This window comes from Kribbella orskensis, assembly GCF_004342085.1.
Lineage (GTDB): Bacteria > Actinomycetota > Actinomycetes > Propionibacteriales > Kribbellaceae > Kribbella > Kribbella orskensis.
Genome location: NZ_SLWM01000005.1, coordinates 150,701 through 165,016, shown reverse-complemented (window position 1 = coordinate 165,016; position 14,316 = coordinate 150,701). Strand labels below are relative to the sequence as shown.

Annotated in this window: 16 protein-coding genes; 10 read left to right on the top strand and 6 right to left on the bottom strand. The window is 69.3% G+C overall.

The window, feature by feature from the left end:
• The first annotated feature begins 29 nt into the window (after window positions 1-29).
• The gene (locus tag EV644_RS16120; protein WP_132189092.1) at window positions 30-860 is read left to right on the top strand and encodes a beta-keto acid cleavage family enzyme; all 831 of its coding nucleotides are present in this window, start codon (window positions 30-32) and stop codon (window positions 858-860) included.
• Here the strand turns inward: EV644_RS16120 and EV644_RS16115 are convergent.
• Complete coding sequence (locus EV644_RS16115) at window positions 797-1,300, bottom strand: hypothetical protein (protein ID WP_132189091.1); 504 nt, start codon at window positions 1,298-1,300, stop codon at window positions 797-799. The two genes, EV644_RS16120 and EV644_RS16115, sit on opposite strands and share 64 nt — an antisense overlap.
• A complete protein-coding gene (locus EV644_RS16110) occupies window positions 1,297-2,466 on the bottom strand; it encodes a molybdopterin-dependent oxidoreductase (protein WP_132189090.1) in 1,170 nt (389 codons plus the stop codon). Before EV644_RS16110 ends, EV644_RS16115 begins: the two co-directional genes overlap by 4 nt.
• 303 nt (window positions 2,467-2,769) lie before the next feature.
• Here EV644_RS16110 and EV644_RS16105 point away from each other — a divergent pair, with 303 nt between their 5' ends.
• Window positions 2,770-3,333 (top strand): hypothetical protein, encoded by a 564-nt coding sequence (locus tag EV644_RS16105; RefSeq protein ID WP_241998216.1) that lies wholly within the window; start codon window positions 2,770-2,772, stop codon window positions 3,331-3,333.
• Window positions 3,333-4,925, top strand: a complete 1,593-nt coding sequence (locus tag EV644_RS16100; RefSeq protein ID WP_132189089.1) for a hypothetical protein — start codon at window positions 3,333-3,335, stop codon at window positions 4,923-4,925. Before EV644_RS16105 ends, EV644_RS16100 begins: the two co-directional genes overlap by 1 nt.
• 36 nt (window positions 4,926-4,961) lie before the next feature.
• Here EV644_RS16100 and EV644_RS16095 read toward each other — a convergent pair whose 3' ends face one another.
• Window positions 4,962-5,324 carry a DsrE family protein gene (locus EV644_RS16095; RefSeq protein ID WP_132189088.1) on the bottom strand — a complete coding sequence of 121 codons (363 nt, stop codon included), beginning with the start codon at window positions 5,322-5,324 and terminating at the stop codon, window positions 4,962-4,964.
• Window positions 5,325-5,491: 167 nt separating this feature from the next.
• Between EV644_RS16095 and EV644_RS16090 the strand changes: the two genes are divergently transcribed.
• The gene (locus EV644_RS16090; protein ID WP_132189087.1) at window positions 5,492-5,986 is read left to right on the top strand and encodes a heme-binding beta-barrel domain-containing protein; all 495 of its coding nucleotides are present in this window, start codon (window positions 5,492-5,494) and stop codon (window positions 5,984-5,986) included.
• 77 nt (window positions 5,987-6,063) lie between these two features.
• On the opposite strand, the gene EV644_RS16085 is transcribed toward EV644_RS16090, so the two are convergent.
• The gene (locus tag EV644_RS16085) at window positions 6,064-6,741 is read right to left on the bottom strand and encodes a response regulator (protein ID WP_132189086.1); all 678 of its coding nucleotides are present in this window, start codon (window positions 6,739-6,741) and stop codon (window positions 6,064-6,066) included.
• Entirely contained in the window at window positions 6,734-7,990 is a 1,257-nt protein-coding gene (locus EV644_RS16080; RefSeq protein ID WP_132189085.1) for a sensor histidine kinase, read from the bottom strand. Before EV644_RS16080 ends, EV644_RS16085 begins: the two co-directional genes overlap by 8 nt.
• Window positions 7,991-8,141: 151 nt before the next feature.
• On the opposite strand from EV644_RS16080, the gene EV644_RS16075 reads away from it, so the two are divergent.
• Window positions 8,142-9,524 carry a cation:dicarboxylate symporter family transporter gene (locus tag EV644_RS16075; protein WP_132189084.1) on the top strand — a complete coding sequence of 461 codons (1,383 nt, stop codon included), beginning with the start codon at window positions 8,142-8,144 and terminating at the stop codon, window positions 9,522-9,524.
• Window positions 9,525-9,592: 68 nt separating this feature from the next.
• On the opposite strand, the gene EV644_RS16070 is transcribed toward EV644_RS16075, so the two are convergent.
• Complete coding sequence (locus EV644_RS16070) at window positions 9,593-10,417, bottom strand: LLM class flavin-dependent oxidoreductase (protein ID WP_132189083.1); 825 nt, start codon at window positions 10,415-10,417, stop codon at window positions 9,593-9,595.
• A gap of 106 nt (window positions 10,418-10,523) precedes the next feature.
• Between EV644_RS16070 and ygfZ the strand changes: the two genes are divergently transcribed.
• The 5 genes from ygfZ to EV644_RS16045 all read left to right on the top strand — a co-directional run bounded on the left by ygfZ (window position 10,524) and on the right by EV644_RS16045 (window position 14,222).
• On the top strand, window positions 10,524-11,528 hold the full coding sequence (gene ygfZ, locus EV644_RS16065; RefSeq protein ID WP_132189082.1) for a CAF17-like 4Fe-4S cluster assembly/insertion protein YgfZ: 1,005 nt from the start codon (window positions 10,524-10,526) through the stop codon (window positions 11,526-11,528).
• A gap of 78 nt (window positions 11,529-11,606) precedes the next feature.
• A complete protein-coding gene (locus tag EV644_RS16060; protein ID WP_132189081.1) occupies window positions 11,607-12,608 on the top strand; it encodes an asparaginase in 1,002 nt (333 codons plus the stop codon).
• 112 nt (window positions 12,609-12,720) lie between these two features.
• Entirely contained in the window at window positions 12,721-13,209 is a 489-nt protein-coding gene (locus EV644_RS16055; protein WP_132189080.1) for a helix-turn-helix domain-containing protein, read from the top strand.
• Between the two features lie 48 nt (window positions 13,210-13,257).
• On the top strand, window positions 13,258-13,779 hold the full coding sequence (locus EV644_RS16050; protein ID WP_132189079.1) for a hypothetical protein: 522 nt from the start codon (window positions 13,258-13,260) through the stop codon (window positions 13,777-13,779).
• Between the two features lie 92 nt (window positions 13,780-13,871).
• Window positions 13,872-14,222, top strand: coding sequence for a DUF2516 family protein (locus EV644_RS16045; RefSeq protein WP_132189078.1), 351 nt, complete (start codon window positions 13,872-13,874; stop codon window positions 14,220-14,222).
• Window positions 14,223-14,316 lie beyond the last annotated feature (94 nt).

The following is a 14,316-nucleotide window of genomic DNA, read 5'->3' as shown; positions in this document are numbered from 1 at the left end:
CCGGTGCCCGGATCTGGCACGATTCGTTCATGATGTCGACGTTGATCACTGTTGCCCCCACCGGTGCCGAGACCACCAAGGCGGACTGTCCGGCGTTGCCGACCACGCTCGAGGAGCTGGTGGAGACGGCCAAGCGGTGCGAGGCTGCCGGGGCCGCGATGATCCACATCCACATCCGCGACGCGGACCACCGGCCGACGCTGGACCTCGGCCGGCTGACCGACACCGTGACCGCGGTCCGGGAGAACACCGCCCTGATCGTGCAGCTGTCCACCGGCGGCGCCGTGACCGACCCGTTCGAGCACCGCCTCAAGGTCCTCGACGCGGCGCCGGACTCCTGCTCCCTGACGATGGGCACGGTCAACTTCGGTGACGACGTCTTCATGAACCCCTGGCCCTTCGTGACCGAGCTCTACCAGCTCACCCAGGAGCGGGAGGTGGTCCCGGAGTTCGAGCTGTTCGACCTCGGCCACGTCGCCGCGCTGAACCGGTTGCTCGACAAGTTCGGCCTCCCGTACGGCGGCAAGGTGCACTGCGACCTGGTGATGGGCGTCCCCGGCGGCATGCCCGGTACTACGGACGCCTTGGTTGCCGCGGTCAACGGACTGCCGGCCGGCGTGACTTCCTGGTCGGCGACGGGTGTCGGCCGGACCACCCTCCCGGTGGCGCTGGCCGCATTGTCGAAGGGCGGCCACCTCCGCGTCGGTATGGAGGACACGCTCACCCTCGCCAAGGGCCGGCCCGTCACCCACAACTCGGAGCTCATCGAGCGCGCCGCCACGCTGGCGACCCTGGCTCAGCGCCCGCCGATGTCCCCGGACGAGGCCCGCGACCTCCTGAACGTCAAGCGCCGCCCCTGAAGCACCGCCACCAGTACGCCGACCAGCACGATCGTGGCCTCGAGCAACAACCAGTCGCGCAGGTAGTTCCGCGGCAGCACCGTCGGGTTGACGCCCTTGCCCTGCCGGAGCAGCAGGGGAATCGCCACCAGCGTGGTGATCCCGGCGTACAGCAGGGTCGTGCGCACGGTCGTCACCGTGCGGTGGTGGCCCGGCCCGATCGACCAACGCGTCAGCATCCAGCCGACGCTGATGGTCAGCGGGACAAGGAGGAAGTCGTCCGCGATCACGGCGCCGGCAAGCCACAACGGCAACCGGATCAACGCATCCACACTGAGTGACTGCAGCAACAACCTCAGCCCCCACAACCCGACCCCAACACCCACCACCGCCAGCCCGGTCCGCACGGCGATGGTCGCGCTGAGTCGGCTCCACCGCTGCCCGATCGGTGGCCAAGTCATGTGAGGACCTCCAGCCGGTGGACCCATTTGGTTTGGAGGACGCCGGGTCTGTTGGGGGCGATGATGCGGGCCGGGAAGCCGTGGTCCAGGTCGAGGTCGGTCCCGTTCAGGCGCAAGGCGAGCAGGGTGAGGGGATCTTCCGCGAACTGCGGAGGAAGCTCGCTGGTGGCGTAGAAGCCGCCCTTCTCCATCGAGACCACCCTCAGGCTCGATCCCTCGGGAGCGCCACAGAGCTTCAGCAAATCCTTGATCCGTATGCCCTCCCACCGAGCACCCTGGCTCCAGCCCTCGACACAGGCGATCGGCAAGTCGGACCGGCTCTGTGGCAAGGCGCGCAGCTCATCGAGTGAGTAAGACAGTTGCTCCGGGCCCGTAATAGTGAAGCGCCAGTCCGCCGCGACCATGACGACCCCGGCGTCTCGAGCAGTGCGGTTGACCGGAAGCCCTTGCGGGCCGACGTTGGGCTTGCGTGGCGCCAGTACTGCGATCGGCCCGAACGCGGATACCGACTGGCCGACTGAGGTGATTCCCACCAGGGCTGCCGCGCCGGCGACCGTACGGAACAGCCCGCGGCGGCTCAACCCGGTGATTGCTGGCGGCAATGATTCGACCGGCGCCGGGACCGGAGTACGGTCTGCTGGTGTCCTCCGCCAGTTCGCGATGATCAGTGGCAGCTTGACCGCGAGGTGTACCAGCAGGGCACCGACGATGATCCACGCCAGCGCGTAGTGCGTTTCCTTGAAGGGGAACGGCCAGGGGTACCACTGCAGCGTGTTGAGGAAGCCGATGAAGAGTTCGAGCGCCAACGCCGCCACCAGCACGGCGATCGACAGGCGCTCGAAGACCGCGCCCAGGGCCTTCCGGCTGGGCGGCCACGGAAGCTTTGCGAACAACTTCGGGTAGACCGTCCAGAGCTTCGCCAGCAGCAGCGGTACGGAGATGATCCCGGTCAGTACATGGAGGCCTTGCGTGACCCGATAGAGCGAGGCCGGCCGGCTCGGGATGACGAGCCAGCCCGGCGTCGCCTGCTGGAAGTGGCTGAACAGCCCGGTGAGGAAGCAGATCGTCACCGCGACCCCCAACCACCGCCCGATCACGGTCGCGACCCGCGGGTGATGCAACGGCGAGGGGAACGCCTTCTCCGTCGGTAGCTCCGGCAGCTTCATGTGTCCATCACAACCCGCGATCGGCCGCCGGAAGGGCTCCCACCGCTTACTGCTCGCGAACGCCTGGTCAGATCCCTTACGGGTCCCTCACAGCGGGGCTCCAACGCTTGCAACCCGACGACTTTCAACCACCCGGGCGGCCTATCCAGGCTGACTGACATTGCAGGAAGCTGCTGTTCACCTGTACTTCGTCCGGGGTCCGGGTGGGATCAGGGGATCCGGAGGGGTGGAGAGTTGCGTCGGAGGGCAGTTGGTACCTCGTCCCCTTAGGCTGGGTGGGTTCGAGGGAGAGGAGAGGCTCAGGTGAGGACGCAGCAGCGGTTGTCGGACGATGACGAGCGCGCTATGGCCGACCTCGCGGAGGTGTCCGACTGGAAGCGTGTCTGGGGTCCCCCGGAGACCGGTCTGGACGCGATCCGCGCCCTGGTGTCACGCGTCACCGCGGCCACCGGCTGGCGACCCTGGGCCCCCGGCAACATCGACCCGACCCGCTACACCTGGGGTCTGGTGACCCCGCGCCAGACCGTGATGCTGGTGCTGCCCGACGCCGTACTGCCGGAGAGCCCCCGCAGCGGCTGGTCGGCGTACGAGATCGCGCCGGACGAGATCCCCGACGCCGAGGACGGGCTGGACGAGCACTGGCCGGGGCAGCTGGAGCTGGCCCGGCGGCACTGGGGCGACCCGGTGTTCGTTGGCCCGGGCAACGACCCGCGGATTCCCGGCGAGTGGCGCGGCCGCCGCCGTCACCTGGCGGTCTGGCTGCGGCCGGGCGCCGAGATACACCTGTACGCGACTCAGCCCGAACCGGATGCGGCCACCGTCGCCGCCGGGTTCGGGTACTCCGTCTATGCGAGCGAGGTGGCCTGATGGCGATCGAGGACGATCTGCTGAGGGACCTGTACCGGATCATGCACAGGATCGCCAGCCGGCTGATGCAGCGCCGGCAGCAGGGCCAGGGCCTGTCCCGTGAGCGGGAGCTGCGCTCGCTGATCGAGGAGCTCCGCGACCTGGTGCAACAGGACCGCGAGGCCGGATCGATCGCGGATCAGCTGACCCCCGAGCAGCGCCAGCAGGTGTACGAGCGGGAGGCGCAGCGGATCCAGGAGGAGCGCGACCGGCAGGACAACGAGGCCGACCGCGACCCGGTCCTGGACCCCGAGCTCGACCCGAACGACCGGGACCGGGATCCCAACGAGCCGGACCGGGACCTCAACGATCTGGACGGCGACCATGTGGACGACGCGTCGGAGCGGCGGGACCGGGACGAGCAGGATCGCAATCGGACTGACCGTGACCACGACGGCCGCGACGACTCGGGCCAGCGGCGCGACGAGGCAGACGCGCAGCGGGACCAGCTCAACGACGGCGATGGCAACGGGAAGGACGACGCCGCCGAGGCGCGCGCGGAGAACCGGGCCGAGCAGGACGCGGAACGCCAGCAGGCCGACGAACGCCGCCAGGCCGAGGAGAACCGCGAGGGCGACGGTCCCGACGTAGTCCCGGCCGCGGCCACCGGTGCCGCCGCGGGTGCCGCGGCTGTCGTCGCCGCCGACGAACTGGAGGACCGCCTCGAGGAGGACCGGCTCGCGGAGGAGTCCCAGGCGGACAGCCCAGTCGCCGACCAGGACGGCGCAACACCCGAGATCGACGAGCCGGACCAGCAACGCGCTGACCAACTGGACGGACCCGCCCAGGACGGACCGGACGCGGTACAGGACGGGCCGGATTCTGAGCAGGACGGACCTGAGGTTGGACAGGAGCCGCCGGCGGCGGAAGCTGAAGGGCTGGATGCCGACGGTGGGCAGCGGCCGGAGACAACGCTTGGGCCTGACGGCATACCGGGCACGATCGAACCGGGGATGGAATCGACCGGCGCTGACCGGAGCCAGTCGGCCCAACTCGAGGGCGAGCAGACCGACCCCGACCAGGACCGTGCCCAGCAGGAGGCAGTCCAGGACGGCCCGCGGGTCGAGCAGGACGGGCAGCAGACCGGCCGGCAGGGTCATGAAGTGCAAGAGCAGGGGGAGTCGGGTGGGCAGCCGACGTTGCCCACGGCTGGGGATCAGCGGGCAGCGGCTGAGGCTGCGGCGCAGAACCAGCAGGCGCGAGCTCAGGATCCTGTGGAGACTCAACTCGCCGCGGATCGGGAGCGGAACCAGTCGGCGAACGGCCAGGACGGGCAGACCACCGGCCAGAACGGGCAGGTCAACGGTCAGGACGCGCAGGCTGCCGGTCAGAACGGCCGCAACGGGATGTCGAATGCCGAGATCGAGAAGCTTCGAGCGGCCACCCAGAACGGTCACGCCCCGGCGAACGGCGCGACCCAGCGCTCCGGCGAGCCCGCGGTCGCAGCCGGCCACGGCGGCCGCACCGCAGGCGCCCAGCACCGCGACACGAGCACCCGAGGAACCGGCGGCCGAGGCAACGAAGGCTCCGGCCCCGAACGCTCCCGAGAGTGACAGGAAGTTCTAGCGGACGGGGCCTCGCCCAGGTCATCAGTAGACGATTGCTTGGGCGTTGGCGGTGAGGATTTCTTCGGTGAAGGCCGGGGCGCCGGCTATGCGGGTGCCGGGGAGTAGGTCGGACTCGGTCAGGTTTCGGCGTTTGGCGCATTGGGTGCAGGCGGTTAGTTGGCCGCCGGCGAGGACGGCGGCGACGAGGTCTGCGAGGGGTGCTGCGTGGGGGAGTTCGAAGGACTCGGCCCGGCCCGGTACGGCGAACCAGACCGCCTCGCCCGTGAGCCACAGAGACACCGTGGCTCCGGCGGCTACAGCGGTGGCGGCCACGGTGAAGGCCTGGTTCGCGCGTTCGGGTTCTTCGGCACCTGCGGTCAGCTTGATCACCAGCGTGCGGGACATCACCCCACCGTAGTCCAGGCACGACCAGCGCATCCCCTAGACTGGCGAACGTGCTCCACGTCATCTTCACGACCCTCCTGGTGCTGGTCACCGTGTTCATGGCCTGGTTCTCGGCGTTCGTCGTCTACCGGCTGTACCGCGGCCGCAGCGCGAGCTGAGGTCGGCTGATGGCGTTCGAGATCCCGCAGGACCTGCACCCTGACCTGATGCCGCTGGCCTGGCTGCTCGGCCGCTGGGAAGGTCGCGGGCACGGCGACTACCCCACGATCGAGAAGTTCGAGTTCGGCCAGCAGGTCGACTTCAGCCACAACGGCAAGCCCTACCTGCACTACGTCAGCCAGACCTACGTGGTCGGCGAGGACGGCACGAAGGAGCGCCCGCTGGCCGTCGAGACGGGCTTCTGGCGGCCCAAGCCGGGCAACAAGCTCGAGGTCGTGCTGGCGCACCCGACCGGTTTCGCCGAGATCTACTACGGCGAGATCGACGGCGCCAAGATCGAGATGCGCACCGACGTGGTGGCGCGCACGGTCACGGCCAAGGAGGTCAGCGCCGGACACCGGCTGTACGGCCTGGTCAAGGGCGAACTGCTCTGGGCCTACGACATGGCCGCCGAGGGCCAGCCCCTCCAGCCTCACCTCTGGGCCACCCTCGTCAGGGTCTGACCCCAGGACCTCTCGGCACCGCCCCGCTACCTCAAACCCTCTCGGCGCCGCCCGCAACCTCAAGCCCGAGCGAGCGTCTAGCTCTCGGACACCCAGGAATACTCGACTTTCGGCCTTCCGCTGCGGCCGTCGTAGCGCTGGGTGCGCAACGCCTGCCCCTGATCGGCCAGATGCTCCAGATACCGCCGCGCCGTGATCCGTGACGTCCCCAGCGACGTTGCGACCTCCTCGGCCGTCCACCCCTCGCGATCACCCAGCAACGTCACCACCCGGTCCAGCACCGACCCGGCCAACCCTTTCGGCACCGAAGAAACAGTTGCTGGATGCAACAACCGGTCCACCTCGTCCTGATCCGCGACCACCTGACCCGCCTCTGCCGCACGGCGTTGCCGGGCATAGGCGCTGAGCCGATCCCTCAACGTTTCAAAGGCAAACGGCTTCAGCACGTACTGAACGACCCCGATCCGCGCCGCCGCCTGAACCGCCGCCACCTCCCTGGCCGCAGTCACCGCCACCACGTCCGTTTGATTGCCCGCGGCACGCATCCGCCGTACTACGTCCAGTCCGTGGCCGTCGGGCAGATTCATGTCCAGGAGCACCAGGTCCACCTGCTCGCGGCTGAGCACCTGCAGCGCGCGGGCCGCAGTACTGGCTATTCCGAGGCAGGAGAAGCCGGGCAGGCGGTCGACGTACGTGCGGTGTGCCTCGGCCGCGACGGGGTCGTCCTCGACCACCAGAACCCGCAGGTCAGGCACTGGCGCTCACCGCCCGCGGCAGGCGCACCCGGACCGTCAGCGCAGGCACCTCGTCGAGCTCCGAATCGGGGTCGACCATCAGCGTGCCCTGCCAGCGCTCGACCGTACTGCGAACCAGCACGAGCCCCAGTCCGTGACCAGGCTCGGCTTTCGTGGTCCAGCCGCGGTCGAACATCCGGGCCAGCTCAGTGGCTCCGAACTCGGCGCCAGTATTCGTTACGGCCAGATCGATGGCGTCGGGAGTCGTCCCCGCCTTGAGCTCGACCCGGCGCGGAGCGGTTCCACCTCGGGCGGCTTCGATCGCGTTGTCGAGCAGGTTGCCGACCACGGTGACGACATCCTGGGCGGGCAGCCGCGTGTGCAAAGCCTGGGTGCCGAGCTCCAGCGTCAGCAGCACACCACGTTCCTGGGCCTGGGCCAGCTTCGCGAGCAGCAACGACGCGAGCACGGGATCGCCGACCGTACCGACCACCCGATCAGTCATCGCCTGGGCCAACTGCAGCTCGGAGACGGCGAACTCCCGGGCCCGCTCGGGGCGGCCGATCTCGATCAGGCTGACCACGGTGTGCAGGCGGTTCGACGCCTCGTGGTTCTGCGCCTGCAGCGATTCCGCCAGGCTCCGCACGGCGTCCAGCTCACCGAGCAGCATCTGCAGCTGGGTGTGATCGCGCAGGGTGATGATGCGGCCGGAGTGCGTCGGCTGCTGGTTCACCACGACGACACCGAGCGCGCCGAGGTGCAGTTCGTCGTACGCCGTCCGTCCGTTGGAGAGGAGGCCCGACAGGGTGGCCGGCAGGTGGAGCTCCTCGACGCTCGAGCCGGGAGGGACGTCGCGGAGGCCGAGCAGGCGGCGTGCCTCGTCGTTTACCAGTCTGACCCGGCCATCCGAGTCGACCAGCAGCAGGCCTTCGCGGGCGGCCCGCAGTACACCCTCGTAGAAATCGAGCATCCAGGCGAGGGATTGGGTCCCCATCCCTCGAGTGGCACGGCGGACTCGCCAGCTCACCAGGGCATTGCCGGCGACCGCGACACCCAGCGTGAGGCTGGCGATACCGAGCATGGACCGCACCTCGAGTTGGATCAGGTCGCCCCAGCCGGGTGGTGTCACCCCGGCGGCAGCGGCGTCCCGCTCGGCCTGGGCCCGGGCGCGGGAGAGCAGGGTGATCCAGATCAGCAGGATCAGCACCGCGGCCGTGGCGGTCTGCAGCCAGAGCACCTGGCGGCGGAGCTCCCACGGCCGTTGCCTCATGCGGACATTGTGCACACCAGTGCCCCTACTGGTCGCCACGCGCCGGGCTGCTCACACTGGCCGCGAACTATATGAACGAAATGAGCGGTTTCCCTGTGCGTCACGTCACAGTTACTCAGAACCGCCCGCCCGGCCGATAGGAGTGTCCCCCATGTCGAGCCCGACAGAAACCCGACCGACACCGGTCCGCAACGACCGGACCCATTTCCTCTACATCGCCGTCATCGTCGCCGTGCTGCTGGGGATCGGCGTCGGCTTCCTCTTCCCGGACTTCGCGGTCGAGCTGAAACCGCTCGGCACCGGATTCGTCAACCTGATCAAGATGATGATCAGCCCGATCATCTTCTGCACGCTGGTGCTCGGCATCGGCTCGGTCCGGCAGGCCGCCAGCGTCGGCAAGGTCGGCGGTCTGGCACTCGTCTACTTCATGGTGATGTCGACCGTCGCGCTGGGCATCGGCCTGGTGGTCGGCAACCTGGTCCAGCCGGGTTCCGGCCTGAACCTGACCGACAAGCTGCGCGAGAGCGGCCAGAGCCAGGCGGCCGGCGCCCACGAGAGCACCACCGACTTCCTGATCGGCGTCATCCCGAAGACCATCCTGTCGGCGCTGACCGAGGGTGAGGTGCTGCAGACCGTCTTCGTCGCGCTGCTGGTCGGCTTCGCCCTGCAGTCGATGGGCACCAAGGGCCAGCCGATACTGACCGCCATCGGGCACATCCAGCGGCTCGTCTTCAAGGTGCTGTCGATGATCATGTGGGCCGCGCCGATCGGTGCGTTCGGCGCGATCGCGGCCGTCGTCGGCGCCACCGGTATGGACGCGCTGGTCAGCCTCGGCAAGATCATGCTGGCCTTCTACGTCACCTGCCTGCTCTTCGTGATCGTCATCCTCGGCACCATCCTCAAGGCGGTCACCGGGATCTCGATCTTCCAGCTGCTCAGGTACCTCGGCCGGGAGTTCCTGCTGATCGTGTCGACCTCGTCGTCGGAGACCGCGCTGCCGCGGCTGATCGGCAAGATGGAGCACCTCGGCGTCGGCAAGCAGGTCGTCGGCATCACCGTGCCGACCGGGTACTCGTTCAACCTGGACGGCACCGCGATCTACCTGACGATGGCGTCGCTGTTCATCGCCGAGGCGATGGACCAGCCGTTCTCGATCGGTCAGCAGATCTCCCTGCTGGTGTTCATGATCGTGGCCTCGAAGGGTGCCGCCGGGGTGACCGGTGCGGGCCTGGCGACACTGGCCGGCGGTCTGCAGTCGCACCGGCCTGAGCTGGTCGACGGCGTCGGCCTGATCGTCGGCATCGACCGGTTCATGTCCGAGGCGCGGGCGCTGACGAACTTCGCCGGCAACGCGGTCGCGACCGTGCTGGTCGGCCACTGGGTCGGCGCCTTCGACAAGGCCCAGGCCCGGCAGGTCTTCGCCGGCGAGGACCCGTTCGACGAGGCGGCCTTCGCGGCCGGCGACACCCACGCGGGCGACGTTCCCGAGGCCGGCGAACCTGCCGCCCAGGACGCCACTCCAGTCCGCACCTGAACCATCTGTCCCACCCCTCAACGCTGCCCGTCAGCTCCCACTCCGCCTGGGACCTGACGGGCAGCGTGCTACTTCCCGGCGAGCTGCTCAACCACCGGGGCGAGGTCTTCCAGGTAGGTGGCGTTCACGCTGATGTAGGAGGCGCCGAACTCGTCCCGCCGGCGCTGCAGCTCATCCGCCATCTGCTGCGGCGTTCCACGCAGCAGCATCAGCGAACCACTCGCCTCGAGCGTCGCGGCATCCACGCCGGCCGCCTGCTTCGTCCACGGCGGCAGCTCCTTGGTCCCGGCCGCGAACAGGTTCATCGCCAGCTCGATGTCGTCCGCCCGCGGCCCAGCCAGCTCCCGGAGCTCGCGGGCCAGCTGCACGAGCTCCTCGCGCGGCGTCAACGCCGACTTGGCCAGCGACACGATGTCGGCCCGCGCCGCGGACATCGCAAGCATCCGTGGTCCACCAGCGGCCAGCATGATCGGTGTGTGCCGCTCGCCGTCCAGCTTCTCCAATTGGTCCAGGGTGTCCCGGACCTGGTCCCGCCGCTCCTTCGCGGACCCGAACGGAAGCCCGAGCTCAGCCGCGAACTCCTCGACGCCGGGCCGTCCCGTACCGATGCCGAACTCGAACCGCCCGTCGGTCAGCACGGTCAACGTGTGCGCGTCCCAGGCAGCCGCTCGCGGGGGCCGCAGAGGCGCAGCGGCGACGAAGGTCCCGACCCGGATGTCCGCGGTCGCCGCCGCCACTGCGAGGGACGGGAACGGCGACAGCAGCTGGAGCCCGTCGGGCATCAGCACTGTCGAGTACCCGAGGTCCGCGGCCCGGCGTACGGTCGTCTGCCACTCTGCGGCGCCTCGGTCGGGGCTCGCCACCACACCGAACCGGAAAGCTCTGTCGGTCATCGTTCTGCTCCTCTCAGGATGTACTGCCAGCCTCGCTCCGCGTGGTGTTGTCCACATCCCACAGCGGGAGACATCCGCCGTACGCCGCTGGACGTACTCTGGTGACATGTCACTGACGCGCAGTCCTCTGCTCGATCTCCCGGGCGCCGTGGAGGCCGACGGTCTCGACGCCGGGGTCGCGGCTCACTACGGCTCCGACCTGCGCGAGCAGCGGGCACTGGTCGCGGGTAAGGGGTACGTCGACCTCTCGCACCGCGAGGTGGTCACCATCAGCGGACCCGACCGGCTCACCTGGCTGCACGCACTGACCACCCAGTACTTCGAGGGCCTGCGCCCGGGCACCTCCACCACGGCCCTGCTGCTCTCGCCGACGGGTCACATCGAGCACGCCATGTACGGCGTCGACGACGGCGAGACGTTCTGGCTGCACACCGAGCCGGGTGCATCCGCGGCGCTGGTCGAGTGGCTCCAGAAGATGGTGTTCATGTCGCGGGTGGAGATCACCGACGTGACCGCGGACTACGCGATCGTTTGGCGCCCGGGCGACGCCCCCGCGGAAGGACCCCTGACGCGTAGTGGCGCGGATTCGCTCGGCGGGTATGAGGTGTTCCTGCCGCGGGCCGAGTTGCCCGCGTTCGCCGAGGTCGCTGGACCGCCTGCCGGCGTCTGGGCGTACGAGGCGCTGAGGATCGAGGCGGGCAACCCGCGGCTCGGGCTCGACACGGACGAGCGCGCGATCCCGAACGAGCTCGGCTGGCTCGGCGTCGGCGTACACCTGGACAAGGGCTGCTACCGCGGTCAGGAGACAGTCGCACGGGTGCACAACCTGGGCCGTCCGCCGCGCCGCCTGGTCCGGCTGCACCTGGACGGGTCCGTGGATCACCTGCCGGCCCACGGGTACGCGGTACGGGCTGGTGACAAGCAGGTCGGCTTCATCGGGTCGGCCGCGCGGCACCACGAGGACGGGCCGATCGCGCTCGCGCTGATCAAGCGGTCGGTGGACCCTGCCGCCGTGCTGGAGGTCGTCGCCGAGGACCAGCCGACGGTCACCGCCACCCAGGAACTCCTGGTCGACCCCGAGGTCGGCCTGCACGTCCGCGCCCGGCTCTGAGCGTCCCCATCCGGCTGTGAGCGGAATCATCTCCAATCCGGGTTTTTGCTCCTGACCTCTGAGCCGTACAGTTCCGCTGTGACCGAACCTGTGATCGTCGCCGACGTCGTCCGCAGCGGATTCGTGGAGGGCCATCACCGCGGCTCCGTCGTGGTGACCGCTCCCGACGGCTCCGTCGAGTGGTCCGTCGGCGTGGTGGACCAGCCGATGTTCCCCCGCTCGTCCAACAAGCCCATGCAGGCGCTCGGCATGCTCCGCAGCGGCCTCGACCTGGACGGCGAACTGCTCGCGCTCGCCGGTGCGTCGCACTCGGGCGAGCCGTTCCACCTGGACGGCGTACGGCGGATCCTGGCCGGCGTCGGCCTGGACGAGTCGGCCCTGCGCACGCCCCCGGCGTACCCGATCGACGAGCAGGCGCGGGACGAGTGGGTCCGCACCGGGCATGCCGTCGACCCGATCACGATGAACTGCTCCGGCAAGCACGCCGCGATGATCGCGACCTGCGTGGCGAACGGCTGGCCGATCCACGACGACGCGCACGCCAAGAGCCCGGACGGGGTCTGGGGTCGCGACGACTACCGGTCGCCGGAACACCCTGTCCAGCAAGCGATCCGGACCGCGATCGAGGACTCCGCCGGCGAGAAGGTCTCGTACGTCGCGGTCGACGGCTGCGGTGCTCCGCTGCTGGCGATCAGCCTGGCCGGCCTGGCTCGCTCGTTCGGGTTGTTCGCGGCGGCAGCCGAGGGCACCCTCGAGGCGCGGGTGGCGAACGCGTTCCGGACGCACCCGGAGTACGCGAGCGGCAGCCGGCGGGACGAGGCCGCGCTGATGAAGGCTGTTCCGGGGCTGATGTGCAAGGCGGGTGCCGAAAGCGTTTACGCAGCGGGTCTTCCCGATGGCCGGGGCATCGCGGTCAAGGTCGAGGACGGCACCCCCCGGGCCCGCGCCGTCGTCATGGCCGCGACCCTCCAGCACCTCGGCCTGACGAACGACGAGATCGACTCCCAGACCCGCCACCCGCTCTACGGCGGCGGTATCCAGGTCGGCTCCGTCCACCCGAATCCTTCCCTCTTCAAGTAACTCGCTCTCACGCCACCCGTACTGCGCGCCGCACCACGGCCCGCGGTACGGGTGATTGCTGTCACGTCAGGTCTGCTTGCAATTGCAAGCACCTTGCTAGCACACTGGAGGCATGGCCAGATTAGGTGATCGTGTTGCGGGATCCGTTGGATCGGTGGGGGAGTACCTCGCCGAGCAGCGCCGGAACGCGCAGCTGTCGTTGCGGCAGCTCTCCGACCTGGCAGGTGTGTCGAACCCGTACTTGAGCCAGATCGAGCGCGGCCTGCGGAAACCGTCGGCTGATGTGCTGCAGCAGCTCGCGAAGGCTTTGCGGATCTCTGCAGAGACCCTGTACGTACGGGCCGGCATCCTCGATCCGGACGACAGCTCGGACGGCGCCCGGCGGACTCCGGGCGTGGTCGATGCGGTACTGCTCGACCCCGCGCTGAACGAGCGGCAGAAGCGCGTGCTGCTCGACGTGTACGACTCGTTCGTCCGTGAGAACACGCCCGAGACCGCGGAGACGCCCAGCGCAGTACAGGCCGAGCCTGCTGCCGAGGCCGCACCGGCGAAGAAGCCGGCCGCCAAGAAGACCCCTGCAAGAAAAAGCACCACCAAGTAGTCACTGAGCAGTTCCAGACCCCGCTGAAACCTTCCGAGGAGATGCCTGATGGCAACCCGTACCCCTGTCAACCCGCTCTACGTGATCGCCGGCGCCGGCGACCTGGCCGTGGAGAAGTTCCGCGCCGTCAGCGACGACGTCACCACCCGGTTCGCCGCGCTGGACCAGAAGACGCTGCAGACCGAGCTGGCCAAGCGCCAGGCCGAGCTGAGCAAGCGCCTCGAGGCGCTCGCCGCCGACGCCAAGACCGTGCCTGCCAAGCTGCGTGAGCTGCCCGCCGTCGCGCAGGCCGGTCTGACCACCGTGCTCGGCCAGGCCGAGGAGACCTACGACGACCTCGCCGCCCGCGGCCAGGACATCGTCACCCGGATCCGCAGCCAGAAGGCCACCGAGGACCTGGCCACCCAGGCGAAGACCACGGTGAGCAAGGCCAAGGCCACCCGCACCACCGCGCGCAAGACCGCCGAGACCGCGTCGCGCAACGTGAAGGCGACCTCCACGAGCGCCCGCAAGACCGCCAAGACCGCCACCAAGGCAGCCGGCGCCGCGGCCTCCAAGATCGGCGACTGACCGTAGCCGTCACGCTTCAGCAGGCACGGGTGGTCCACAATCTGTCGTTCGGCAGAGGTGGGCCACCCGTGTGCTGCGTTAGGCTCTAACGCATGCTCCCACTCGCCACGTTCTCGACCCTGTTTCCCGGGTTCGCGAATCCGATCGACGTCATCTGGTGGGTGCTGTTCGGCATCAAGCTGGTCGCCTTGCTGGACGCAGCCCTCCGCCCGCGCGCGGTTTTCGTCGCCGCCGACAAGCTCACCAAACCCGGCTGGGTGCTGATCCTGGCCACCTTCACGCTGGGTCAGCTCTTCCAGAGCTGGCTGAGTTTCTTCGGCCTGATCGGCATCGTCGCGGCCGGCGTCTACCTGGTGGACGCCCGTCCCGCCCTCCGAGCCGCCGCCGGCCGAGGCCGCGGAGGCTGGGGCATCCGCCGCCGGCGCGGACCGCGACCGCTCTAGCTGTACTGCGGGCACCCACCGGTCGGCGCCCCTTGCCGCCTGTCCCGCGACCGGCACCGATGGTGCCTGGCGGGCGGGCAACCACCCGCCCGGT

What these genes read in the sequence shown, in the direction of transcription:
- EV644_RS16075 (WP_132189084.1), top strand. Translation starts at nt 8,142, where the DNA reads ATGTCGAGCCCGACAGAAACCCGACCGACACCGGTCCGCAACGACCGG.
- EV644_RS16080 (WP_132189085.1), bottom strand. Translation starts at nt 7,990, where the DNA reads ATGAGGCAACGGCCGTGGGAGCTCCGCCGCCAGGTGCTCTGGCTGCAG.
- EV644_RS16070 (WP_132189083.1), bottom strand. Translation starts at nt 10,417, where the DNA reads ATGACCGACAGAGCTTTCCGGTTCGGTGTGGTGGCGAGCCCCGACCGA.
- EV644_RS16055 (WP_132189080.1), top strand. Translation starts at nt 12,721, where the DNA reads ATGGCCAGATTAGGTGATCGTGTTGCGGGATCCGTTGGATCGGTGGGG.
- EV644_RS16090 (WP_132189087.1), top strand. Translation starts at nt 5,492, where the DNA reads ATGGCGTTCGAGATCCCGCAGGACCTGCACCCTGACCTGATGCCGCTG.
- EV644_RS16095 (WP_132189088.1), bottom strand. Translation starts at nt 5,324, where the DNA reads ATGTCCCGCACGCTGGTGATCAAGCTGACCGCAGGTGCCGAAGAACCC.
- EV644_RS16115 (WP_132189091.1), bottom strand. Translation starts at nt 1,300, where the DNA reads ATGACTTGGCCACCGATCGGGCAGCGGTGGAGCCGACTCAGCGCGACC.
- EV644_RS16045 (WP_132189078.1), top strand. Translation starts at nt 13,872, where the DNA reads ATGCTCCCACTCGCCACGTTCTCGACCCTGTTTCCCGGGTTCGCGAAT.
- EV644_RS16110 (WP_132189090.1), bottom strand. Translation starts at nt 2,466, where the DNA reads ATGAAGCTGCCGGAGCTACCGACGGAGAAGGCGTTCCCCTCGCCGTTG.
- EV644_RS16120 (WP_132189092.1), top strand. Translation starts at nt 30, where the DNA reads ATGATGTCGACGTTGATCACTGTTGCCCCCACCGGTGCCGAGACCACC.
- ygfZ (WP_132189082.1), top strand. Translation starts at nt 10,524, where the DNA reads ATGTCACTGACGCGCAGTCCTCTGCTCGATCTCCCGGGCGCCGTGGAG.
- EV644_RS16100 (WP_132189089.1), top strand. Translation starts at nt 3,333, where the DNA reads ATGGCGATCGAGGACGATCTGCTGAGGGACCTGTACCGGATCATGCAC.
- EV644_RS16050 (WP_132189079.1), top strand. Translation starts at nt 13,258, where the DNA reads ATGGCAACCCGTACCCCTGTCAACCCGCTCTACGTGATCGCCGGCGCC.